At 44.2% G+C, this 25,374-nt stretch carries 14 protein-coding genes; 8 read left to right on the forward strand and 6 right to left on the reverse strand.

Annotation, left to right across the window (positions count from 1 at the left end):
• Positions 1-626 precede the first annotated feature (626 nt).
• From ychF to BLW31_RS09050, 5 genes are all read left to right on the forward strand, one after another.
• A complete protein-coding gene (gene ychF / locus BLW31_RS09030; protein ID WP_010535888.1) occupies positions 627-1,730 on the forward strand; it encodes a redox-regulated ATPase YchF in 1,104 nt (367 codons plus the stop codon).
• 152 nt (positions 1,731-1,882) lie between these two features.
• Entirely contained in the window at positions 1,883-2,794 is a 912-nt protein-coding gene (locus BLW31_RS09035; protein ID WP_010535889.1) for a ketopantoate reductase family protein, read from the forward strand.
• Positions 2,795-2,821: 27 nt separating this feature from the next.
• Positions 2,822-3,667 (forward strand): prolipoprotein diacylglyceryl transferase, encoded by an 846-nt coding sequence (gene lgt / locus BLW31_RS09040; RefSeq protein ID WP_010535890.1) that lies wholly within the window; start codon positions 2,822-2,824, stop codon positions 3,665-3,667.
• Positions 3,664-4,308, forward strand: coding sequence for a chloramphenicol acetyltransferase (locus tag BLW31_RS09045; protein WP_010535891.1), 645 nt, complete (start codon positions 3,664-3,666; stop codon positions 4,306-4,308). Before lgt ends, BLW31_RS09045 begins: the two co-directional genes overlap by 4 nt.
• A gap of 21 nt (positions 4,309-4,329) precedes the next feature.
• Positions 4,330-6,411, forward strand: coding sequence for a discoidin domain-containing protein (locus tag BLW31_RS09050; RefSeq protein ID WP_010535892.1), 2,082 nt, complete (start codon positions 4,330-4,332; stop codon positions 6,409-6,411).
• 52 nt (positions 6,412-6,463) lie between these two features.
• On the opposite strand, the gene mutS is transcribed toward BLW31_RS09050, so the two are convergent.
• Together mutS and BLW31_RS09060 are read right to left on the reverse strand one after the other, a co-directional pair.
• On the reverse strand, positions 6,464-9,052 hold the full coding sequence (gene mutS, locus BLW31_RS09055; protein ID WP_032836622.1) for a DNA mismatch repair protein MutS: 2,589 nt from the start codon (positions 9,050-9,052) through the stop codon (positions 6,464-6,466).
• A 363-nt stretch (positions 9,053-9,415) separates the two neighbouring features.
• The gene (locus BLW31_RS09060) at positions 9,416-10,285 is read right to left on the reverse strand and encodes an AraC family transcriptional regulator (RefSeq protein ID WP_022301328.1); all 870 of its coding nucleotides are present in this window, start codon (positions 10,283-10,285) and stop codon (positions 9,416-9,418) included.
• 215 nt (positions 10,286-10,500) lie between these two features.
• Here BLW31_RS09060 and BLW31_RS09065 point away from each other — a divergent pair, with 215 nt between their 5' ends.
• Positions 10,501-12,873, forward strand: coding sequence for a glycoside hydrolase family 2 TIM barrel-domain containing protein (locus BLW31_RS09065; RefSeq protein ID WP_010535895.1), 2,373 nt, complete (start codon positions 10,501-10,503; stop codon positions 12,871-12,873).
• 28 nt (positions 12,874-12,901) lie between these two features.
• The gene (locus BLW31_RS09070; protein WP_010535896.1) at positions 12,902-15,250 is read left to right on the forward strand and encodes a glycosyl hydrolase 115 family protein; all 2,349 of its coding nucleotides are present in this window, start codon (positions 12,902-12,904) and stop codon (positions 15,248-15,250) included.
• A 154-nt stretch (positions 15,251-15,404) separates the two neighbouring features.
• Here the strand turns inward: BLW31_RS09070 and BLW31_RS09075 are convergent, their stop codons facing one another.
• The 4 genes from BLW31_RS09075 to BLW31_RS09090 form a co-directional block, all read right to left on the reverse strand.
• Complete coding sequence (locus BLW31_RS09075) at positions 15,405-16,280, reverse strand: DMT family transporter (RefSeq protein ID WP_010535897.1); 876 nt, start codon at positions 16,278-16,280, stop codon at positions 15,405-15,407.
• Positions 16,281-16,362: 82 nt separating this feature from the next.
• Entirely contained in the window at positions 16,363-17,802 is a 1,440-nt protein-coding gene (locus BLW31_RS09080; RefSeq protein WP_010535898.1) for a sialate O-acetylesterase, read from the reverse strand.
• Between the two features lie 32 nt (positions 17,803-17,834).
• Positions 17,835-19,769 carry a heparinase II/III domain-containing protein gene (locus tag BLW31_RS09085; protein WP_010535899.1) on the reverse strand — a complete coding sequence of 645 codons (1,935 nt, stop codon included), beginning with the start codon at positions 19,767-19,769 and terminating at the stop codon, positions 17,835-17,837.
• A 21-nt stretch (positions 19,770-19,790) separates the two neighbouring features.
• On the reverse strand, positions 19,791-21,539 hold the full coding sequence (locus tag BLW31_RS09090; protein WP_022301325.1) for a hypothetical protein: 1,749 nt from the start codon (positions 21,537-21,539) through the stop codon (positions 19,791-19,793).
• A 928-nt stretch (positions 21,540-22,467) separates the two neighbouring features.
• On the opposite strand from BLW31_RS09090, the gene leuS reads away from it, so the two are divergent.
• Positions 22,468-25,302 (forward strand): leucine--tRNA ligase, encoded by a 2,835-nt coding sequence (gene leuS, locus BLW31_RS09100; protein ID WP_010535901.1) that lies wholly within the window; start codon positions 22,468-22,470, stop codon positions 25,300-25,302.
• Positions 25,303-25,374: the final 72 nt, after the last annotated feature.

The following is a 25,374-nucleotide window of genomic DNA, read 5'->3' on the forward strand; positions in this document are numbered from 1 at the left end:
CGATTCTGCTGACAGATGCATTTTCAAAAACGAGCAAACCAGCCTTCGGGGAAATAAGGCAATGCATGAATATACAGATGATCTGTATATCTGTCCCGTTTGAATGGAAGATTATGCAAAAGTGTTGTTATCTGACATGCAGAATATATATATCCAACTTGCAGCACATTAATGACTGACACGTTGAGTAAGGCTACCTGACATGTCAGCCATTAATGTTCTGCATGTCAGCTAACGGTATCCAACAAGTCAAGCTACCCTATTTGACAGGAAAGGTATGAATACCGAATTATTAGAATTGTAAAGATTCATATACCACCCTATTTATGAACGAAATACAGATTTTCATTCCTTTATTTCCATCCGTTCCTGCCGTCAGGCAGAAAAAGAACCTTCTAAAGAGATTAAAAATTCATTTTGTCAATTTGCTCCAGACCTTTTTCCAAACCTGCACAATTATCAGAAAAAGACAGAAAGTATACCAAGTTTCCCTCATTAGCTCAAAAAATGATTATCTTTGCAAACTAAAATGAGCAAGTTGGCAATCAGGACTGTTTTTATCGGGAGATTAGTGCCAACCCATTGCTCACATGTATGGATCATAATAAAAGAAATAATAGATTAATATGGCATTGCAATGTGGTATTGTCGGACTTCCGAATGTAGGTAAATCGACACTTTTCAACTGTTTGTCAAACGCAAAAGCGCAAGCGGCAAACTTCCCCTTCTGTACAATCGAACCGAATGTAGGTGTTATCACTGTTCCCGATGAACGTCTGAACGCACTGGCAGAGTTGGTACACCCCCAACGAATTGTTCCTACAACAGTAGAAATCGTAGACATCGCCGGACTGGTGAAAGGTGCAAGCAAAGGCGAAGGACTGGGAAACAAGTTCCTTGCCAATATCCGCGAAACAGACGCAATCATCCATGTACTTCGTTGCTTCGACGATGATAACGTGACACACGTAGACGGAAGCGTAAACCCCGTCCGCGATAAGGAAATTATCGACTATGAACTTCAGCTGAAAGACCTGGAAACAATCGAAAGCCGTATACAGAAAGTACAAAAACAGGCTCAGACAGGTGGAGACAAAGCTGCCAAACAAGCTTATGACGTACTCGTGCAATACAAGGATGCTCTGGAACAAGGAAAATCCGCACGTACCGTGACCTTTGAAACAAAAGACGAGCAGAAAATCGCTCACGAACTTTTCCTGTTGACCAGCAAACCGGTAATGTACGTCTGCAACGTAGACGAAGCAAGTGCCGTAAACGGCAACAAATACGTAGACATGGTTCGTGAAGCTGTAAAGGATGAAAACGCAGAAATCCTCGTTGTCGCTGCAAAAACCGAAGCAGACATCGCAGAACTGGAAACATACGAAGACCGCCAGATGTTCCTTGCCGAAGTAGGCCTGGAAGAATCGGGTGTTGCACGTCTTATCAAATCAGCTTACAAGCTGCTGAACCTCGAAACCTACTTCACAGCGGGCGTACAGGAAGTACGTGCATGGACTTATGAGAAAGGATGGAAAGCTCCGCAATGTGCAGGTGTAATCCATACTGACTTCGAAAAAGGATTTATCCGTGCAGAAGTAATCAAATACGATGATTATATCCAATACGGTTCGGAAGCAGCCGTCAAGGAAGCCGGGAAACTGGGTGTGGAAGGAAAAGAATATGTAGTACAGGATGGCGACATCATGCACTTCCGCTTCAACGTATAATAATAAATGAAGAATGAAGAACTAAAAATGATGAATTTAGTATCAGGCAGAAACTCCACCGGTCACTTTTCTTCATTCATAATTCTTCATTCTTAATTCTTCATTCTTAATTCTTCATTCTTAATTCTTCATTCTTAATTCTTCATTAAATTATGAAATATCTCATTGCAGGAACCGGAGGCGTCGGTGGCAGTATCGCAGGATTCTTGTCACTTGCCGGAAAAGATGTTACTTGTATTGCCCGCGGAGCTCATCTGCAGGCCATACAGACAAACGGCCTGAAACTGAAATCAGATTTAAAGGGAGAGCATGCGCTGGCTATCCCTGCTATGAATGCAGAAGAATTCAATGGAAAAGCAGACGTGATCTTTGTCTGCGTGAAAGGATATTCCGTCGATTCGATTACCGAACTCATCAAAAGGGCATCACACGACAAGACGGTCGTTATCCCTATCCTGAATGTTTACGGAACCGGTCCGCGCATTCAGCGCCTGGTTCCGGAGGTAACCGTACTGGATGGATGTATCTACATTGTAGGCTTTGTTTCCGGTGCGGGAGAAATAACCCAGATGGGAAAAATCTTCCGGCTGGTGTATGGTGCCCACAAAGGGACACAGGTAGCTCCGGGCGTTCTGGAAGCTATTCAGAAAGATCTTCAGGAAAGTGGAATCAAGGCTGAAATCTCTCCGGACATCAATCGGGATACATTTGTCAAGTGGTCGTTTATCTCGGCAATGGCTGTCACCGGAGCCTACTACGACGTACCGATGGGCGAAGTGCAGAAACAGGGAAAAGTACGGGATACATTCATCGGGCTTTCTACCGAGAGTGCTGCACTGGGACGTAAGCTAGGAGTCGAATTTCCCGAAGATCCGGTCAGCTACAATTTGAAAGTCATTGATAAACTCGATCCCGACAGTACCGCTTCCATGCAAAAGGATCTGGCACGGGGACATGAATCGGAAATACAAGGTTTGCTGTTTGACATGATTGCAGCAGCCGAGGAGCAAGGTATCGACATACCAACTTACCGGATGGTTGCCGAAAAATTCACAAAACACTAATTATCAAACCGTAAACCGTTATCCAACATGAATAGCCTCTTATTATCTATCAATTGGAATCCGAACCCCGAACTATTCAACCTGTTCGGCATTTCTATCCGTTACTACGGATTATTGTGGGCAGTAGGAATCTTCTTTGCCTACATCATCGTCCACTACCAATATCGTGACAAAAAAATAGACGAGAAGAAATTTGATCCCCTCTTCTTTTATTGTTTCTTCGGAATTCTGATTGGCGCGCGTCTGGGACACTGCCTGTTCTACGATCCGGGACAGTATCTGACAAGCGGAAAAGGATTTGTGGAAATGCTTCTGCCAATCAAGTTCCTGCCCGGCGGAGGATGGAAATTCACCGGTTACGAAGGACTTGCCAGCCACGGAGGTACACTTGGATTGATGATCGCTCTCTGGCTGTATTGCCGCAAGACGAAGCTTCATTATATGGATGTAGTGGACATGATTGCTGTCGCTACGCCTGTCACTGCCTGCTTCATCCGTCTGGCAAACTTGATGAACTCCGAAATTATCGGTAAACCGACCGACGTGCCCTGGGCATTCGTGTTCGAACGGGTAGACATGTTGCCCCGCCATCCGGGACAGCTTTACGAAGCGATTGCCTACCTGATTCTGTTCTTCATCATGTTCTATCTTTACAAGAATTATAGCAAGAAACTACACCGTGGATTCTTCTTCGGTCTCTGCCTGGCTTATATCTTCACCTTCCGTTTCTTCATCGAATTTGTGAAGGAGAATCAGGAAGCCTTCGAAGATCACATGATGTTCAACATGGGACAATGGCTAAGCGTTCCATTCATCATCATAGGTATCTACTTCATGTTCTTCTATGACCGGAAGAAAGTGGCTAAGAAATGAAACGGATTATAGATATAGAAAACTGGGAGCGGAAGGAGAATTTCAACTTCTTCCGCCATTTCCAGAATCCCCAATTATCCATTACCTCGGAAGTAGAATGCGGAGGCGCCAAACAGCGAGCCAAAGCGGCGGGACAGTCTTTCTTTCTCCACTATCTGTACGCAGTGCTGCGTGCAGCCAACGAGATTCCGGAGTTTCGTTACCGCATCGATACGGAGGGGCGTGTGGTGCTCTATGACGCCATAGATATGCTTTCTCCCATCAAGATAAAAGAGAACGGCAAGTTCTTCACCACTCGTTTTCCTTACCACAACGATTTCGACACTTTCTATCGGGAAGCCAAAATGATTATTGAAGCCATCCCCGAAGACGGTGATCCGTATGCAGCAGAAAACGGAGAAGTAGCCGACGGAGATTACGGGCTGATTCTGCTTAGCGCAACTCCCGACTTATATTTTACTTCCATCACCGGCACACAGGAAAAGAAAAGCGGTAACAACTATCCGCTGCTGAATGCCGGAAAAGCCGTCGTAAGGGAAGGCAAGCTGGTGATGCCTATCGCCATGACTATTCATCACGGGTTTATTGACGGTCATCATCTTTCTTTATTTTACAAAAAGGTGGAAGAGTTTCTGAAATGAAACACACTAATACACATAGCAATGAAACTATTCTATAGACAACTTCTTATATTGACATGCTTTATATCCCTGCCAGTCTCTGTATTATATGCTCAACAGGGAACCAACCAATACATTCCTGTCAGCCAACACCAAACCATAGAAAGCGGAACTTACTGGCCGGCAGGTCAGATGCTGCCTCATTTTGCCACTCCTGCATCACAGCTGGACGGAATAGATATGAAACAGGGTAAGCTATCTTCGGAAGAAAAGACGATGCTGCTGGCTGTACAGGGGATAATCAACAAGCGGCAACCACGCATCTTCTTGTACGAGCATTTCAGCGAAGGTAAACATAAATGGCCCCGCTTGCTGAATTTATCCGTCAACGAACTCGAAGCTACCCAATACATGCGGTTAGTAAGCAAATACAAGAATGAACTGAAAGGAGTGATTCTATACGATCCGGAAAAGAGCGTCCATTACCTGAACCTGGCCTCAACAGTTGCCGGACTGGAAGATGCAATTCCCGTAACTTCCCAACTATACGAGCTTTTAAAGCAACAAAATATCCAGCTTCCCGTATTGGCAGACCTCAGAAAGCTGCCTTACACCAAAGCCACGGAAATCTACGAATACATGTACGACCAGTACTGGAAAAAGTGCACGCACCGTCTGCTCATCAGCCTTCCGCCCCAACGCGGCTTTGTACGCGACTTGGCAGTTGCATCAGGAGCAGCTATCGTGTGGCTGGACGCACGTGACTGGAAAGAAAATACAGTATTACGCAAGTTTATGAAAACCATGCAGCCGGGAGAAAGCATCATTACCGGTTGGTATGCCGAAGAACGCTCCGGTATAGGCCTTGCCACAGAATATGGGCTCTCAACCATCCCTTCCGATTTCTATGAAAATACAACAGTGTATGCAGGCATGCAACAGCAGATTCAGTATCCGGAAATACCCAAAATGCCCGCACTGGAAAACAAAATTTATCTGGCACTATATATGAGCGACGGCGACAACGTGCAATACTGCCAGCATGCCATGTCCGAACTATGGGACAAAAAAGGAAGAGGCGTGATACCTATCAACTGGACGATCAGCCCGGGATTAGTGGACTTCGGACCGGGACTGCTTAATCATTATTACACGACAGCCACCCCCAACGACTTCTTTGCATCCGGCCCCTCCGGTATGGGATATTCGTTGATTTACGACGCTCACAATTATCTTTGGAATGCAACCTCCGGAACAGACTTCACCCCTTATGCAAAACTGACCCAGCAATACCTGGAGAAAAGCGGACTACGTGTCATCACCATCTGGGACGAAGTAAATCAGAAGCAAATGGGAGCTTATGCCCGTAACTGCCGTTACCTGTACGGCCTGACACAACAAGACTGGGAACGACGCCCGTATAAAGTGCCGACTTACATACAGGACCATAAACTCGCCTTCGTTCCGAATCTTCCTTGTTATGCCAACGGAGTGGATGTAATCTACTCCTTCTGGAGAGACACCATAGCCAAATTTGACGGTTCGCATCCCATATTCCTTTCCGCACAAGGTGAATCCTGGAAAATGGGACCGGACAATATCGTTGTCTTGAAGAAGCGTCTGGAAGAACTATCACCGGGCAATATTGTAATCTGCCGGGGCGACCATTTCTTCAATCTTCACAATCAGGCCAATTACCTGCCTTTCAATCTGACACTCTTACCCAAAATGAAGATAACTTCCAGTCCGACTTCCACAGAAACGAAGTTTGCAGCAGACGGCACGCCCTGCGAAGGACACCTGTGGATATCTAAGAAAGAAGGGAATCGCGCTTGGATACAATTCGATTTTAAAAATGAATACCTGATCAGTCGTTATGTAGTACGTCATGCCGGAAACGCAGGACTACCGGAACGACTAAATACACGGTCTTTTTCAATAGAAGTCAGTCAGGACGGTAAGAAATGGACTCGTGTAGATATCCAAAAAGGAAATACAGTATCTGTGACGGACGTAGATATCACTCCGACAAGCGGAAGATATGTACGCCTGCTGATACAGGATGCAGGGGAAGATGGTATAGCCCGCATTGGGGATGTGGAAATCTACGGGTGCAGGAAATAACTGAACTGCACCCCAAAAGTTGGACACAGAACTTTAGGAGTGCAGTTCATCATTATTTGCCCCTGACTATCTTCTTAATATCATTCAGCTTATTCAACGCCTCAATCGGAGTAAGATTATTCACATCCAGATTGAGTATCTCATCGCGAATCTGGCAAAGTATCGGGTCATCCAACTGGAAGAAGCTGAGTTGCATACCGCTTCTGTTCTCACTGACTTCCGCTAATGGTTTGCCGGAGATACCTTGCTGACGGTTATCCGATTCCAATTGTTTCAAAATGGCATTGGCACGCTTCACAATACTCTTCGGCATACCCGCCATTTTTGCTACATGGATACCGAAGGAGTGTTCGCTTCCTCCACGTTCCAGCTTACGGAGGAAAATCACTTTATTGTCCACTTCCTTCACAGACACATTGTAGTTCTTGATACGCTTGAAGGATTTCTCCATCTCGTTCAGTTCATGATAATGGGTGGCAAACAAGGTGCGTGCTTTCGCTTTCGGATGTTCGTGGATATACTCTACGATGGCCCAGGCAATAGAAATACCGTCATAAGTAGACGTACCGCGCCCCAACTCATCGAATAGCACCAGACTCCGGGAAGAGACATTATTTAAAATATCCGCAGCCTCATTCATTTCCACCATAAAAGTAGACTCGCCTACCGAAATATTATCACTGGCACCCACACGGGTGAAAATCTTATCCACCAAGCCGATATGAGCACGTTCCGCAGGTACAAACGAACCGATTTGCGCCAACAGCGTAATCAGTGCAGTCTGGCGCAAGAGCGCAGACTTACCTGCCATGTTCGGACCTGTGATAATGATGATCTGCTGTGTGGTACTATCCAGCATTACGTCATTGGCAATGTACTTCTCACCAATCGGAAGCTGCTTTTCAATCACAGGGTGACGTCCCTGGCGGATATCCAGCACATCATTATCCTCAATAATCGGGCGAATATAATTATTCTCACGCGCCACATTAGCGAAAGACAACAGGCAGTCCAGACGGGCTATCTGATTCGCATTAATCTGTATCTGCGGGATGAACTCCGTCAATGCCTGCACCAAGTCAGTATAAAGCTGGGTTTCCAGGACGAGAATCTTATCTTCCGCTCCCAGAATCTTTTCTTCGTATACCTTCAGTTCCTGTGTGATATAGCGTTCTGCATTGACCAGCGTCTGCTTACGAATCCATTCCTGCGGAACCTTATCCTTATGTATGTTGCGGACTTCTATATAATAACCGAATACATTATTGTAAGCTACCTTCAAGCTCGGAATACCCGTCTGCTCACTCTCACGCTGCTGTATCTGCAGCAAGTAATCTTTCCCGGAGTAGGAGATACGGCGCAAATCATCCAGTTCCTCATTCACACCGTCTTTAATCACTCCACCTTTGTTGATCAGCAAAGGAGGATCATTATTGATCTCTTTAGCAATCCGGTCACGAATAGAAATGCAAAGATTCAGTTGTTCGCCTATCCGGTTCAGACTGGCATTATCCGCTTCGAGACAAGCCTGCTTAATGGGCTCAATAGCCTGCAGAGCAACTTTCAGCTGAACTACCTCACGTGGCGACACCCGTCCTACGGCTACTTTGGAGATAATACGTTCCAGGTCTCCTATCAGGTGCAACTGCTCTTCAATCAGCTCCTTAAAGTCCGGCTGACGGAAAAAGTATTCCACCACATTCAGACGGTCGTTGATGGGCTTCTCATCTTTCAACGGGAAAACCATCCAGCGTTTCAGCAGACGGGCCCCCATCGGGCTGATTGTCCGGTCGATCACATTGAGCAAACTGCTGCCGCCATCATTCATACTGCCGATCAACTCGAGGCTGCGGACAGTAAACTTATCCAGACGCACATACTTATCTTCCTCGATACGGGCCAGCGAAGTGATATGCCCGATCTGTGTATGCTGTGTCATCGTCAGATATTGCAGGATAGCGCCGGAAGCGATAATACCATTCTTCAGATGCTCCACCCCGAAGCCTTTCAGGTTTTTGGTCTCAAAGTGCTTCAGCAGTTTCTCGCGGGCAGTAGTTTCAGTAAAGACCCAGTCATCCAGTTCGAAAGTAAAGAACTTGCTGCCGAAGTTACCTTCGAACATCAGGCGTTTGCCCCGTTCAAAAAGAATCTCTTTCGGTCCGAAATTATTCAGCAATTTGTCTACATAGTCGAAGGGACCTTCCGCAGTGAGAAACTCACCGGTAGATATATCCAGAAAAGCAACTCCACAGGAAGCCTTTCCGAAGTGAACGGCAGCCAGGAAGTTATTTTCTTTATAATTCAGTACATTGTCATTGATAGAGACACCGGGAGTAACCAGTTCGGTGATACCTCTTTTCACCAGTTTCTTCGTCAGTTTCGGGTCTTCCAACTGGTCGCAGATAGCTACACGCTTTCCGGCACGAATCAACTTCGGAAGATATGTATCGAGCGCATGATGGGGAAATCCTGCCATTTCAACGGTCTTTCCTTTCCCATTAGCGCGTTTTGTCAGTGTAATTCCTAAAATCTCAGATGCAACAATGGCGTCTGTAGAATATGTTTCGTAAAAGTCACCGCAACGAAACAGCATCACTGCATCCGGATGTTTGGCTTTCAAGTCCAGAAACTGTTTCATCATGGGGGTAAGCACGATTTCTTCTTCGTTCACGGTTCGCTCCTTTTCTTTTTTGTTGAGTGAATAATGAGATTATCGGAGCAAAGATAACAGTTTTTCGTCAGAGAATCAACGGAATTTCCTGTTTCAATTTTCACAATTAGTGTTGCATCCTTTTAAAAAAGCAGGTCCAATTTCTTAACAAGCAGGAAGAAAATCTTAAAACGTGTTATAAAACATGCTATTTTACTTGGATTATTTGCTAATTTCCCAAGAGTCCGTATCTTTGCAATGTGTTTTTCATAGTATTAGATTTAAGGTTAACAAAGGTTGGGTCAAGGCGTTGACCCTTTTTTTATGTCCATACGTCTCGTTCGCCTCTTTTTCTTATTCAGCCAGCATCATCTTTTTATAGTAAGACGGACTGAATCCGGTATGCTTCTTAAATGACTTGTTAAAATGGGAAATAGTATCAAATCCGCACTCCACACTAATCTGCGAGATATTCATATCGCCCATAAGCAGCAGTTTACATGCATATCCTATCCGCATCTCCAATATATAATTCTTAAACGATTTGCCCGTTTTACTCTTAAAGAAGCGGCAGAATGCAGCAGGATTCATGGCAGCCAGAGAGGATATTTCATTCAGGTCGATCTGTCGCGTATAGTTTTTATTCAGGTAAGCTATGATTTTATCGATTCTCGATCCATCATATATAATATCATTCTCGAAGTCAGAAGTCGATATTACAGACCGGGAAGTAACGTTTGCCATCTCTTTCAAAAGTTGCAGGAAAGAAGTGATCTGGTCAACCCCTGTCTCCAACGGAATGGATTCGAGCAGCTCAACCAGTCTTGAAGAACAGCCTGCGGGAAAGTAAATCCCCCGTTGTGCCTCTTCAAGCAGATTTTTGATCTTAATGAAATGGGGATAGTAATTAAAGGCATGGTGCATGAAGTCTTTTTCAAACTGGATGATAGTACCTGTTGTCCGGAGTGTACTGCCTTCTTTTTGATATACATCATCACTTTTCATATAATGGGGCAGATCAGAGCCTAGCAGAATGATATCACCATCCGCATATTTCTCCGCATTATTTCCGACAAACCGCATCCCCGTACCTTCTTTTACATAGATAACTTCATACTCCGTATGGAAATGCCACGGATAAGTGAAGTAAGGGTAGTCATAAAAACGAGCCTTCAAAGGGGATGACTTCGATATAGGAAGCTGCTCGTTCATTATCTTTCTCATAACCAGCTCTGTTAATTGCAAATTTGAAATAACTATATGCAAATATAGGAAAAAACATTTATTATACATATCGCTACTTTTGCAACAAATTAAAAAGGTTAACTCTAAAATAATCAATCTATAAACTATCTATGAGTAATATCAGCCATTATGAGACAAGACTTTTTAAATATTTCTTGTACTTACTTTTATTGAGTACGCTTCCATCCCTAAACATGAAAGCATCTGAAAGAAAGTCTCTTTTCGACAGGAACTGGTATTTTTACCGGGGAGACGTTAGGAATGCAGAATCACCTGTTTACAACGATTCTGCCTGGAGAAAAGTGGATCTTCCCCATGACTGGAGCATCGAACCACTCGAGAATCAGGAGCCTGATAAAGTAGTAGGACCATTCAGCCGTGAGAGTGTAGGTGGTTTTGCTACCGGACAAACCGTGGGTGGCAAAGGGTGGTATCGTAAAACTTTCATTATCTCACCGGAAGATGCCGGGAAAAGACACGAGTTATACTTCGAAGGAATTTATAACCAATCGGAAATATGGATCAATGGGCAGAAGGCGTATTATAATGTCTACGGATACACCTCTTTCAGAGTAGACATAACACCTTACTGTAAGCCAGCAGGAGAGAAAAACATAATAGCCGTTAAAGTTATAAATGAAGGCAAAAACTCCCGCTGGTATACAGGATCGGGTATTTATCGTCATGTATGGATGATCCGTACTTCACCGTCCTATATTGAGGATTGGGGTACTTTCATAAGCACCAACAGCATTGATAAGGAACAAGCCGTCGTCATACTGAACACAACCATTGTTAACGGAGATACAGAAGAAGGAGAATATACCGTAAATATCAACCTTACTTCCCCCAGGGGAAAAGTTGTGTCTACCACCAATAGCACTGTAAAAATGACATCAGGAAATAAACATGAAATTCCTTTTACCATCACAGTGAAGAAACCCCGGTTATGGTCTACCGATACACCGGAGCTGTATATAGCTAACATCAGTCTTTGGAAAAATAAAAAAAAGAAAGACGAACTATCCATCCCATTCGGTATTCGTACCATACATTTCTCTACCGGAAAAGGATTTGAACTCAACGGAGTACCTATGAAATTAAAAGGTGGCTGTGTTCACCATGACAACGGTCTTTTAGGATCAGCCGCCTTCGACAGAGCAGAAGAAAGAAAAATACAATTGCTGAAACAGAATGGATTCAATGCAGTACGTACCTCCCACAACCCAATGTCCGAAAGTTTTATGTCGGCTTGCGACCGATTAGGCATGTTGGTTATTGACGAAGCATTCGACCAATGGAAAATAAAAAAGAATCCGGAAGATTATCATCTTTATTTTAACGAGTGGAGCGCACGTGACATCCGGTCTTTAGTGCTAAGAGACCGTAATCATCCTTCGGTAATCATGTGGAGCATCGGAAATGAAATCAGGGAACGTATTTCGGACAATGGACTCAAGATTGCAGAAGATTTGAAAAAAGAAATACTTAAGCATGATAATACCCGTCCTGTCACCGCCGGAGTAAATAAGTACTGGGATAAAGACAGGAAGAATATGCTTTCTCTTGAAAAGGCTTTCAGGCATCTTGACGTAGCCGGTTACAATTATATGTGGCGTTTTTATGAGGAAGACCATGCCAAATATCCCGAACGCATCATGTACAGCAGTGAAAGTGTGGCCAACGAAGCATCTCAAAACTGGGATAAAGTAGAAAAGCTTCCCTACGTCATAGGAGATTTTATATGGACAGCAATTGATTACCTCGGCGAATCGGGACTGGGCAATTCTATCGAAGTAGATCCGGAAGAAAACGTACACCAGTTCATGGGTTGGCCCTGGTTTAATGGCTGGTGTGGAGATATTGACCTTTTAGGCGTAAAAAAAGCTCAATCCTACTATCGTGATATTTTATGGCACAACAGAAAGATAAGCATGGCAGTCGAAACACCTGTCCCAGAAGGTAAGATCCGTAAAGTAAGTTTCTGGGGATGGCCTGAAGAATCCTTATCATGGACCTTTCCCGGAATGGAAAATAAAATGATGAAAGTTAATGTATATACGCGTGCTTCTAAAGTGAGATTATACCTGAATGATTCTCTTGTAGGTGAGAAAGAAACAAACGAACTATATAAAGCTTCCTTTAGAGTGCCCTATCAGGCAGGGAAACTAACAGCAGTGGAAGTAAACGAGAATGGAAAAGGGGATTCCGTCATACTGGAAACTACCGGAGAACCTGTCGCCCTCAGATTAACAGCCGATAAGACAAAGATGAAAGCTCATGGGCAGGACCTCTCCTATGTACTAATAGAACTTGTTGATAAAAAAGGAAATATCATCTCTCACAATGACCGTAAAATACAGATTAGTCATAAAGGAACCGGCAAGATCATCGGCTCCGGAAATGCTTCTCCAACAGATATGGCAAGTTTCGGCTCACTTCAACCGATGCTTTTCAAAGGAAGAGCAATGGTAATTGTCCGCTCCGGCTACGAGCCCGGAGAAATGAAATTGACAGTGAGTGCAGGAGGAGTACAACCAGCAACAATCGCTCTAAAAACAAAATGAATTAACCATTTATTCCCATAAAATATCCATGAGAAAATTAATCATCAGCATTTTAATCGGAGTTATTTTTCCACTTTATGCTTCAGCTGGTTTTGTCTTTCGGAATGATAAAGATGTAACAGTGGTCATCAACGATAGTGAAGAACAAGTGGTCCACACCGCCCTTGAGATGTTTCAGAAAGACTATGTCAATGTTTTCGACAGAGAGTTGAAAACAAGTAACCAACAGGGAAATATATACATAGGCACAATCGGACTGAATAAGAAAGCGGAACAATTCATCGCTATCAAGGATATTCAGGAACTAAAGCAGCATGAGGAAGCTTTTCTGGTTAGTGTCAAAGACAACCACCTGATCATACTGGGTAGTGACAAGCGCGGAACTGCTTATGGCATTCTGGAACTGTCACGAATGATCGGTGTATCTCCTTGGGAATGGTGGGCAGATTCTCCTGTAGAGAAAAAGCAATCATTCAAACTGAAAGAAGGATTCAAAACACTCCAATATCCCTCGGTTGCCCGTCGTGGCATCTTTATCAACGACGAAGACTGGGGACTAACCCCATGGAGCTACCTAACCCACGAACCGTCTGATACGAAAGGACAAATCGGCCCTAAAACACATGCAAGGATATTCGAACTATTGTTACGTCTGCGAGCCAACACATTCTGGCCTGCCATGCATACCTGCTCCGTCGCTTTCTACCTGACACCGGGCAACAAGGAGACTGCAGACAAATATGGAATATTTATTGGTACTGCCCATTGCGAACCAATGATGCGAAATACCAATGCTGAATGGAAAACAGCCGGAACCGGAAAGTACGACTACGTGAACAACCGCGAAAATGTGCTCAAATTTTGGGAAGAACGCGTCAAAGAGCTCGCCGGTTCCGATAATATTTACACTTTGGGCATCCGTGGAGTACATGATGGTAAGATGCAGGGTGCAAACACCTTACAAGAACAGAAAGCAGCCCTGACTAATGTACTCAAAGATCAGCGGGAAATGATAGCAAAGTATGTAAATCCGAATGTAGAGCAAGTATCGCAAGTATTCATCCCTTATAAAGAAGTACTGGACGTTTACAAAATGGGACTGGAAGTGCCAGAAGATGTTTCTTTGCTATGGTGCGACGATAACTATGGGTACATCCGCCATTTCCCTGACAGCAAAGAGCGTGCACGCAAAGGCGGAAATGGTATTTATTATCACATTTCATACTGGGGACGCCCGCACAGTTACCTTTGGCTGGCAACTAACCATCCCGCCCAACTTTATACACAAATGAAATTAGCCTACGACAAAGGAGCCCAAGATATGTGGATACTGAATGTAGGCGATATCAAGCCCAGTGAATACCTTACGGAATTGTTCCTGGATATGGCATGGGATATCAATGCTATTGAAAACAATATAAACGGGCTGGACAAGCACTTATACTCCTGGCTCAGCAGAGAGTTCGGAAAAAAAAATGCCAAAGAACTGCTTCCGGTAATGAATGAATATTACCGCCTTGCCTACATACGTAAACCGGAATTTATGGGCAACACACGTATAGAAGAAAAAGACCCTAAATACAAAATCATCTCCGATCTTCCATGGAGCGAAAAATACATTAAACAACGCATTAAAGAATACGAAACAATTGCAGCTAAAGTTACCTCAATGTCTCAAAAGGTTGCTCCGGATAAACAATTTGTATGGTTTCAGTTGATCGAGTTTCCTGTTCGTGCAGCCCACGAAATGAACAAAAAGCATCTTTACGGACAGCTGGCACGCCACGAATTAGCAGACTGGCGACTGAGCGATACGGCATACAACAACATGGCCTCCTTAATGGAGAGATATAACTCCCTTAATAACGGCAAATGGAAAAAAATGATGAGCTATCCACAAAGCCTACCGGTGTTCAAGAAAGTTCCACATACCCGATCCACCACCCCGCTACCGGAAGATGATCATCCTCTTTACCTATTCAATGGAAAAGATTATTCCCAGTTTAACGGAGAAAGCCCCGTTACCCATGGTCTGGGTTATCAACGTGGAGCCATCAGTCTACCTAAAGGAAGCGATGTCATATATAACTTTAAAGCTAATGATACTGATTCAATCCTGATAGAGGTTGCTTTAACTCCTAACCATCCGGTTGAAGGTAAACAAATCAGATATGCTATTTCTATCGGTAACGAACCGGAACAAATTGTCGACTTTCACACCGAAGGACGAAGTGAAGAATGGAAACTGAATGTTCTCAGCAATCAGGCAAAACGAACGACTTCGCATAAAATAAGTTCATCAAAGAAACAGAGTCTGAAAATCACTGCTTTAGACGAAGGAGTTATGATTGACCAAATTAAAATCCGAAAGAAATAAAAGCAGCGACGGATAATTCCTAAAGGTAAACAACTACCTATTCGATAAATAAGATGTAAACAGCTAAAATAAGACCGCCCCTCTTTCTTATCAGAGACGGTCTTATTCATTTATAAATAATATATAGCCTAAAATAAAGAGTTCTCCCTGAACTTTATTTCTTTTCCGCCCAATATACTCCGCAGACAATACAAGCAGCACCGCCCAAAGCTACCAGAGTAATCTTCTCATCCAGAATAAGGGACGATGCAATCATTGTAACCAAAGGATTGAGATAGATATAATTGGATGCCCGAACTGTTCCCAACTGTTTCAACACTACATTCCACAGTACATAGCAAATCAGGGAAGCCAGCACGGCGAGGAATAGCAAATTGAATAATACGCCCGGTTGCAAAAGTACGGCAGCATCGGGCTGCAACGGATGCAGGAGAAAAGCAGGCAAAATAGTCAGCACTCCATAAAAGAAAATCTTACGGGTGATAAATACAGTAGGATAGCGTCCGGCCATTTTTTTAATAATCAAACTATAGAATGCCCAGGACAATGCGGCAAGCAAAGTCAGCAAATCGCCTATCGGAGATATTTTGAGTACGAAACTACCGTTAAAAACAATCAACCCTACCCCCATCAATGCCAGTAAAGAACCGTATATCAGTCCTTTCGATGCCTTTTCGCTCTTATAAAAAAGCAGCGACAAGATAGTGGTCAGCAAGGGAGCCGTGCAAATGATAAACGATACATTCGAAGCCTGCGTAATCCCTAAAGCGGTATTCTCTGTAAAGAAATAAAGCGAGCCGCCGAATATACCTCCGGCTACCAGCCACAATTCATCTTTCCAGTTACCGGTGAACAAACGTTTGGGAGAGATGACCCAAATGCCTATATATGCAATCAGAAAGCGGTAAAAGAATATTTCCTGAGGTGTCAACCCGTGATTTATCAATACTTTAGTCGAAATGAATGTCAGTCCCCAGATAGCTACTGTTAGTATGGCAATCAGATGATAGTATCCATGCTTTAGTTCCATAATGATGGTTTTAATGAGGACACAAAGATACAGGGAATCATGGATATACGCACTGACTTTCACGGATATATTTCATACGGAATTACCAGTTATCAGTCCGGAAAGGCGCCGCAGGGATACCATGAATGCTGAAAATGCTTGCTTCTACATAATTCTTATACGCATACCGCACGGCCACAGGATGAGGAACTTTGTCACTCGAAACAGCCAGCCGGGCAGTCTTGGTTTCTATTTCGGCAAAAGCCGGGTGGAACACTTTATCTTCACCTGCTATCTCAAATCCTTTGAGCGATGTCCACATTGGGCTCAGTCCGCGTTGGGCATGATCGAAATTGATATAGATTTTATTCTCCTGTATCTCCATTGATTTATAAACAGGGGGAGCATATCCAAATCCTTTCATACCGTAGGTCTGTGCCAATGCCCAATAGGCCAGCCTGTTTCCTACCGTCTCCTTGTCTACGGGATGAATGAAAACCGGATGGCCGACATCCATTGTCGTCACCATGCCACTATTCGGTATATCCTTCATATTCTGCAACTGCACTTCACGCAGGCGGGCAGCCGAAGTACCGTCGGCCCCTTCATAGTTGAAAGGAGCTATCTGCACAAAGTAGAAAGGAAGCTCTCCTCTGCCCCATTTCGCACGCAGGTCAGTAACAAAGGCAGGCATAAGGCTCTGATAAAGACCGGCATTGTCACGGTTACTTTCTCCCTGGTACCACAAGAATCCTTTCACAGCAAAATGAGTCAAGGGAGCTATCTTCGCATTATAAAGCACACACGGAGTAGCGGTGGGATTCTTCACTTCAGCATCGTTGTCGAGTATGGAAAGGTCGATACTGTCAAAAGACTTTATGGATTCCCTGCTCATCCATGCCTCCACTTTCGATCCTCCCCAGGTAGATACAACAATGCCTACGGGTACTTCCAGCACTTCCTGTATATAACATGCAAAATAATAAGACACGGCACTGATGTGGGAAACATTCACCGGGGTATTTTCGAGCCATTCGCCCTGGCAGTCTTCCTGAGGCGTTTTACTAAACTGACGTACCCATCTCCCATCCTTTGAATCTGTAGTGTACATTCGGATAGGTGTGGATGGCTTGGCTTTGGCGATGAGATCGTTCGTCCCTCTGACCGGTTGCCGGTCGAAGCCGCCCATAGGCATCTCCATGTTCGACTGGCCCGAACAGAACCAGACTTCACCAATCAGTATATTCTGCAATGTGAGCAATTCGCCGTCATTGAAAGTAATCTTGTAAGGTCCTCCCGCAACAGGGGTAGATACCTTCAAAGACCAGTTTCCTTTTCCATCCGACGACGATTTATATACCCGGTTGTTCCACGAAGTTTTCACCGTCACAACAGCATTGGGACGGGCCTTTCCCCATAGTTCGACTTCTGTTTGCTGCTGTAATACCATATTATCTCCAAGTATGGAAGATAATGTCACTTTTGCCTCACTCTTCATTGAAAAAGAAAGGACTAAAAACAAAAAGCTTATCAGATATTTCATATATATTTAATTATAAAGATAAATATTCGACATCAGAAAATATCCCATTGTGCCCTTACAGTCATATTTTTGTCTTTCACACGGATCATCAACGGGTAACAGGTTTCTACAGGACGTCGTTCAGTCCCGGTTTTTGTTACAATATCCGGATTGGTAGGCGGTATGCCGGAAACTTCGCCCACAAACAATTCAAAGGACGGCACACCATCTACCCGAAAAGTAATCTTTCCGGTTGGCGTACTGACTGTAAACGGATGATTCATCACACTCCTTTTCACATTTCGGATCTGTTTATAAGCAACCGCCTCATCAAGCTTTGCACCTGTAAACTCTCCTTCTATCTGTGGCTGCTCTGTCAGTAACAGCACATAGTCATACTGATGAATCGTGTCTGAGATGCAATCGAACTCGTCGCAAAGAATGTCTCCTTTCAACAGAAGTTTTCTCTTCATTTCGACTCCCGGATAAGCCTTGTCACAAAAGGCTTCTATGGAATGATCATCGAAATACACCATCTGCCCCGTCGCAGGACGCTGGTCTTTACAATCGACAGTTACCGTGTTGTGAGAAAGCGTCCGTTTATACCAGTTCAGGTAATCGGGGATTCCGTAGGCGCAGGTGCCCAAGTCGGGCAATATCTCCTTTTCACCGTTATGGATGGAGATAGAAAGTTTATCCGGATGCCCATGACCACCACCGGACGGACCGTACTTCAGTACTACCGACTTCTTACCGCTCCGCAATACCCCATAGCCCGTCTGACCAAACAGGTAGCTTTCCGATTCCTTCAGTTCCTTGTCGGGATGGATAGTAGTATTGGTCAGAAGCGCTTCCGGCGAAAGTCTGTCTTCCAGCCGATAGCAATCCTGTAGAGTATTCAGCAATAGGGGATTCTTATAGCGGGCATAGGCCACTTCATACAGTCTGATCTGTGTCGGCAGTGAAACTCCATACCATCCGTCGTTGTGGGAAGGAAAAGTCAAGTCACTATAAATGCTCTTTATAGGAGCCACGAACATCATCTCCAGTTGTTTGTCCCACAAATCATATCCCATCGAACGGACTGCACCAGCCGTCAGCAGCATCGCCCTCAACGGAAAGAAATGATAATTGGCAGAACCCTCGTTCCACCAGCCGTCTCTGTTGACGTGTGTTTTCATCATCTGCCGGTAACCCACTTTCGTGTGTTCAACAGCGACTTTCACGATACTGTCATTATTGAGGGCAACTCCTATAGCGGCCAGTCCGCTATTATTCCAGACCTGCCAGTTGCCTCCACCACCTCTTTTCAAAAGCAGACCGGCACCTTCTTTCAGCAATCCTTTCTCTATTTTTTCCACCTCTCCCTTTTTGAGCAAAGGCTTAACAACAGAGTAGACACGGCATACATCACTGAACCATCCCGCCTCATCCAGACTTTGCGCATATATCTTTGCACTATAATTGGCAGGTTCGGGAGTGTTACGCCCTTTATCATGAATTTCATAATGCGGGTATTTATCAGCGTAATCCAGCAACATGTCTTTCATATAGCGGGCATACTTTTTATCTCCGGTAGCCAAATACACATACATGCAATCAGTAAGAAACTGCTTGTTCCTGTCTTGGGCAATCGTTATCCATGCCCAGTTGATACGGTCGGAACTCCACGTTTTCTTGCAGAAGGAACAATACTGCTTGTCAGGACTATTCCAGTCGAACTCAAAGAACACATTATGTACCGGACAGAAATAGTCGTGCAGATGCCCGGCTTCTTCTTTAGGGACAGCCAGCGGATATTTCAACCGTTCGTCGATATGCGATTTTAGTGTATCTACAATGGTCTTTCCCCAAGGGGTTTGCGCAGATGACCGGATATTAGCCATGTCCTCTGCCGAGAAGAAATAAGTTTCGCGCTTCTGCCCGTAGGCAACAGAAAGCAGGCATAGAAGTCCGCAAGCAATCAGAATATATTTTTTAGTCGTCATAATCTCTATTTCTTTAGCTAGTTATAACAGGATTGACCAATCGCATGTATAGTAGGCTTTATTTAGTTTCTCCAATGAACGGACATCTTGGTTGCGGGTAAAAAGATATTCCAGATCCTTGTACAAGTACAATTGCAACCAGTATCCTTTATCATACTTCTCACGGATGGATAATGCCTGTTTCAACTTGGCATACCAACCTGTATTTACCCGAAAATGCTCGGCTACCTTGCATGCCTGCATAGCATTGTTCCACATACCGTCTGCCATCTTATCCATCAAATTTATGAAGTCTTTATACTTAAAAGATGAAACATCAATGAGTTCGCAACGGTCGTCTACTCCCATTTCCTTTAAATCCACAATTGTTTCAAAAGTCTGGTCACCATCGAGGTCATACTCCAGATAATCAAAGAAGCCGTTGCCATCTTTGTCAGTGTACTTCACCGTTGCAAAACGGGAAGGATTCTTGTCCAACCCGAACCACATCCTGTCCCATCCCTGATAGTAGTCTGTGTTCTGATCGATTCGCCAGCATCCCCATTCCGCACCATACAGATGAAGTCTGCCGTCAAACTTACCCATATAAAGTTGGCCGTTTCCTGAATTATCCAGGTCCCATTCCCCACGGTCACCCGCTGCATCCGATTGTTTGTTATGATCAATTCCACCTTTGTTCCATCCCACCTTGAAAGGGTCGCGCGGGTCGTATAACTCTACACGTTCCCAACGATGGCAATCATCATCTTCATCATATCCAAAATAAACCTGATCCCATTTTCCTCTGTTGAATATAAGGTCCCATGCACTGTCATGGTCCGGATAAATCAACTCAGTCATCCTCCTGAAACGGGGATCTACAAAGAAAGAATCCGTCCCAGCCAATCGGGGATTCCGGAACTTATGAACCTGATCTCTGTAATCAAACCCTTTTCCTCTGAAAGAAAGCGTGAAGTCAAAGTCAAATTCATCACCCGGACGATTATCATTATCCATATCGACGGCAATAGAAACCCAGTCGATGTTTCCGGTCAGCTGCTTGTTAACGAAGCTGTTGGCGGGTGCACTGGCATCTACTTTCTTTGGAGAATCTACCAGTCTGATTGCCATTTCACTCAGTCCGTCACCGTCTTCATCGTAGAAAAGAAATGGATTTTCCCAGTTCAGCCTTACATCCTGCATATTGTAAGTAGCGGCATGAATCTTAAGAAAAGCTGACTGCCCGCTATAATCCATATAGAAATCGCAGATACCTGTCTTGTCCCAGCTTTTAATCTGCATGGTGTTCCAATCAATATAGTTGAAGATATTATCCTTGTCAGTATCCAGCACGATCATATAGTGTCCGTTTGGCCATACTTCGTCCGCTTTCCGGGGAGGATACTCGGCGACAATCTGCATATCGGCTTTTCCGTCATTATCGGTATCTATCCAGTCGATAATAAGATCACCATGTCCACCGTAAATGCCATCACGGTTTCTGTCTATCAAAAGACAGTCATTTTTTGTATCTCCTTCCAGATCATCCCATCTCATGTCTCCGTCATCGTCCAGCCATAATATCGGAATACTGTCACGGGTAATCGAATAGATAGCGTCCGGCTTTCCACCACCATTCAAATCTACGATTTTGGGTGTATATCCTACCGGAGGAGGAGGTAACCGGAATGACACAATTTTGAGCTTGTTATTCCAGTAGTTTTTGTTTTCCTGTGCCTTGGCAGAGAAGAATGCGAGAACCAATGTTAATAGTACCAGTAGCCTTTTCATTTCTTAGAATTTTATGATAACTGGCACAAATGTAAGTCCCGCTAGTTAATTTAGTAATTAATTTGCAATTAATTCGAGGAGAAAAATGAAGGTATAGGCTGGGAAAGATCGTTTTTAGGGGAATATACGGTCTAATTTAACGTTTATTTAAAAGGTTTGTCAGTTCAAACCCTAAAAATGATAGAATTTCATTTTCAGCAAAGTAAAACGAGAAATAGAATGTTACAATATACATTAGCGCAGACAAGTCCAATAGGATAATATCAAACTATTTTCTTTATTCCCCCTTCTAAATCTCTAAGTGTTATTTTTCTCTTGTCTCTTTTTTGTTTTAAAACTAAGCCTAATATATTTAGACAGTATCCAAAAACTAAATAGAAAAAACAACCTTACAGAAAGAAGTTCTAATTTACAAACAAATCACCACCATCAGACACCCCAAATTCGTATATCTTCCTTTCTTACACTATTCCTCCAAAATCGAATAAACTCCCTACGCTTTTTTAATAAATAACGAGAGAGTTTATTATAAACGGTGCCCAAGTTTATTATAAACTATTTTTAGGAGTTTCCAGCAGCCTCAATAAAATTATTATAACAGAAATGGGCAAGAACCTTCACAGTTTCTTGCCCATTCGTTATCCTGGCTATGCAATTTTGCACATCCACCTATTGAGCTTATGTTATATTTTTTATATATTCTATCATTACTTTTCCTTTTTATATTCCTCCAAATATACGAAATAAAAACAAAAAAGTCAATAGCAAGACGATGTTTTCCGTGACATTTCTCCATTTGTCACGCAATACCTTATCATAAAAAAGGTTTTTTTCACTCACTACGTGGTTATCTGAAAATAAACACGTAAATTTGCTAGCTCAAATTGAAATAACAGTATAAATCACTATAAATAAAAACTTTATCACTATGGAGTACAATTTCAGGGAGATTGAAAAGAAGTGGCAGCAAAGGTGGGTGGAAGAGAAAACCTACCAGGTTACGGAAGACGAATCGAAGCAGAAATTCTATGTATTGAATATGTTCCCTTACCCGTCGGGAGCCGGATTGCACGTAGGGCATCCGCTGGGATACATCGCTTCGGACATTTACGCCCGTTACAAACGACTGCGTGGCTTCAATGTACTCAATCCGATGGGATACGACGCTTACGGTTTGCCGGCAGAGCAGTACGCCATCCAGACCGGACAGCATCCCGCTATCACAACCGTCAACAACATCGACCGTTATCGCGAGCAACTCGATAAAATAGGCTTCTCTTTCGACTGGAGCCGTGAAATCCGTACCTGCGAACCCGAATATTATCACTGGACTCAATGGGCTTTCCTCAAAATGTTCAACAGCTACTACTGCAACGACGAACAGCAGGCACGCCCTATCCAAGAACTGATCGACGCATTCGCAATCTACGGAAACAAAGGACTCAACGCTGCCTGCAGCGAAGAACTCAGCTTTACCGCCGAAGAATGGAAAGCGAAAAGCGAAAAGGAACAGCAGGAAATCCTGATGAACTACCGCATCGCTTACCTGGGTGAAACAATGGTGAACTGGTGTCAGGCACTGGGAACCGTATTAGCAAACGACGAAGTAATAGACGGCGTCAGCGAACGCGGCGGCTTCCCTGTAGTTCAGAAAAAGATGCGCCAGTGGTGTCTGCGTGTATCCGCTTACGCACAACGCCTGCTCGACGGACTGGATACCATCGACTGGACCGAATCACTGAAAGAAACTCAGAAGAACTGGATCGGACGCTCCGAAGGTGCTGAAGTGCAGTTTAAAGTAAAAGACAGCGATCTCGAATTTACCATCTTTACCACCCGTGCAGATACCATGTTCGGCGTGACCTTCATGGTACTGGCTCCGGAAAGTGAACTGGTAGCCCAGTTGACTACTCCTGAACAGAAAGCAGAAGTAGACGCCTATCTGGACCGCACCAAGAAGCGTACGGAACGCGAACGTATCGCCGACCGCAGCGTTACCGGTGTATTCAGCGGTTCGTATGCCATCAATCCGTTTACAGGTGAAGCAGTGCCCATCTGGATCAGCGATTACGTATTGGCAGGATACGGAACAGGAGCCATCATGGCCGTACCCGCCCACGATAGCCGCGACTATGCTTTTGCCAAGCATTTCGGACTGGAAATCCGCCCGTTGGTAGAAGGTTGTGACGTAAGTGAAGAAAGTTTCGACGCCAAAGAAGGAATCGTCTGCAACTCTCCCCGCCCGGATGTAACTCCTTACTGCGATCTTTCCCTGAACGGACTGACCATCAAAGAAGCCATCGAAAAGACCAAGCAATATGTGAAAGAGCATAACTTGGGACGTGTAAAGGTGAACTACCGTCTGCGTGATGCCATTTTCTCACGTCAACGTTACTGGGGAGAACCATTCCCGGTTTACTACAAAAACGGAATGCCTTACGTAATCGAAGAAGACTGTCTGCCACTGGAACTTCCGGAAGTAGACAAATTCCTGCCGACCGAAACAGGCGAGCCCCCATTGGGACATGCCACTAAGTGGGCATGGGACACGGTAAACAAGTGCACAGTAGAAAATGAGAAGATCGACAACATCACCATCTTCCCGTTGGAACTGAACACCATGCCGGGATTTGCCGGTTCCTCCGCATACTATCTGCGCTACATGGACCCGCACAACCACCAAGCATTAGTGGACCCGAAAGTGGACGAATACTGGAAGAACGTAGACCTCTATGTTGGAGGAACGGAACACGCTACCGGACACTTGATCTACTCTCGTTTCTGGAATAAGTTCCTGCACGATGTAGGCGCATCCGTAGTAGAAGAACCGTTCCAAAAGTTAGTAAATCAAGGGATGATCCAAGGCCGCAGTAACTTTGTATATCGTATCAAAGATACTCACACCTTCGTTTCACTGAACCTGAAAGACCAATACGAAGTTACTCCGCTTCATGTGGATGTAAACATCGTATCCAATGATATTCTCGATCTGGAAGCATTCAAGGCATGGCGTCCCGAATATGCGGAAGCAGAGTTCATCCTCGAAGACGGAAAATACATCTGCGGATGGGCAGTTGAGAAGATGAGCAAATCAATGTTCAACGTGGTTAACCCGGATATGATTGTAGATAAATACGGCGCGGATACACTTCGTATGTACGAAATGTTCCTCGGTCCGGTGGAGCAATCCAAGCCTTGGGATACGAACGGTATCGACGGTGTACACCGCTTTATCCGTAAGTTCTGGTCGTTGTTCTACAGTCGTACGGACGAGTATCTGGTGAAAGACGAACCTGCAACGAAAGAAGAATTGAAGAGTCTTCACAAGCTGATCAAGAAGGTAACGGGAGATATCGAACAGTTCTCATACAATACCTCTGTCAGCGCATTCATGATTTGTGTCAACGAACTCTCCAATCTGAAATGCAGCAAGAAAGAGATACTGGAACAGCTCATTATCGTTCTCGCTCCTTTCGCTCCGCATGTATGCGAAGAGTTGTGGGATACACTGGGACACGAAACTTCCGTATGCGATGCCGCATGGCCCGCATTCAACGAAGAATATCTGAAAGAAGATACGATCAACTATACCATCTCCTTCAACGGAAAAGCACGCTTCAACATGGAGTTTGACGCTGATGCCGCTTCGGACACCATTCAGGCTGCCGTATTAGCCGACGAACGTTCGCAGAAATGGATCGAAGGCAAAACACCGAAGAAGATCATCGTCGTGCCGAAAAAGATTGTAAACGTAGTAGTATAATAGATTTTAGGCACGGATTACGCGGATTTCACGGTTTTGAGTTATTGAAAAGGCCGCGTTAATCCGTGTAAT

Source organism: Bacteroides faecis MAJ27, from assembly GCF_900106755.1.
In the GTDB taxonomy this organism is placed as follows: Bacteria; Bacteroidota; Bacteroidia; order Bacteroidales; family Bacteroidaceae; genus Bacteroides; species Bacteroides faecis.

What these genes read in the sequence shown, in the direction of transcription:
- BLW31_RS09060 (WP_022301328.1), bottom strand. Translation starts at nt 10,285, where the DNA reads ATGAGAAAGATAATGAACGAGCAGCTTCCTATATCGAAGTCATCCCCT.
- BLW31_RS09075 (WP_010535897.1), bottom strand. Translation starts at nt 16,280, where the DNA reads ATGGAACTAAAGCATGGATACTATCATCTGATTGCCATACTAACAGTA.
- BLW31_RS09070 (WP_010535896.1), top strand. Translation starts at nt 12,902, where the DNA reads ATGAGAAAATTAATCATCAGCATTTTAATCGGAGTTATTTTTCCACTT.
- BLW31_RS09090 (WP_022301325.1), bottom strand. Translation starts at nt 21,539, where the DNA reads ATGAAAAGGCTACTGGTACTATTAACATTGGTTCTCGCATTCTTCTCT.
- BLW31_RS09035 (WP_010535889.1), top strand. Translation starts at nt 1,883, where the DNA reads ATGAAATATCTCATTGCAGGAACCGGAGGCGTCGGTGGCAGTATCGCA.
- BLW31_RS09065 (WP_010535895.1), top strand. Translation starts at nt 10,501, where the DNA reads ATGAAAGCATCTGAAAGAAAGTCTCTTTTCGACAGGAACTGGTATTTT.
- lgt (WP_010535890.1), top strand. Translation starts at nt 2,822, where the DNA reads ATGAATAGCCTCTTATTATCTATCAATTGGAATCCGAACCCCGAACTA.
- BLW31_RS09085 (WP_010535899.1), bottom strand. Translation starts at nt 19,769, where the DNA reads ATGACGACTAAAAAATATATTCTGATTGCTTGCGGACTTCTATGCCTG.
- mutS (WP_032836622.1), bottom strand. Translation starts at nt 9,052, where the DNA reads ATGATGAAACAGTTTCTGGACTTGAAAGCCAAACATCCGGATGCAGTG.
- ychF (WP_010535888.1), top strand. Translation starts at nt 627, where the DNA reads ATGGCATTGCAATGTGGTATTGTCGGACTTCCGAATGTAGGTAAATCG.
- leuS (WP_010535901.1), top strand. Translation starts at nt 22,468, where the DNA reads ATGGAGTACAATTTCAGGGAGATTGAAAAGAAGTGGCAGCAAAGGTGG.
- BLW31_RS09080 (WP_010535898.1), bottom strand. Translation starts at nt 17,802, where the DNA reads ATGAAATATCTGATAAGCTTTTTGTTTTTAGTCCTTTCTTTTTCAATG.
- BLW31_RS09045 (WP_010535891.1), top strand. Translation starts at nt 3,664, where the DNA reads ATGAAACGGATTATAGATATAGAAAACTGGGAGCGGAAGGAGAATTTC.
- BLW31_RS09050 (WP_010535892.1), top strand. Translation starts at nt 4,330, where the DNA reads ATGAAACTATTCTATAGACAACTTCTTATATTGACATGCTTTATATCC.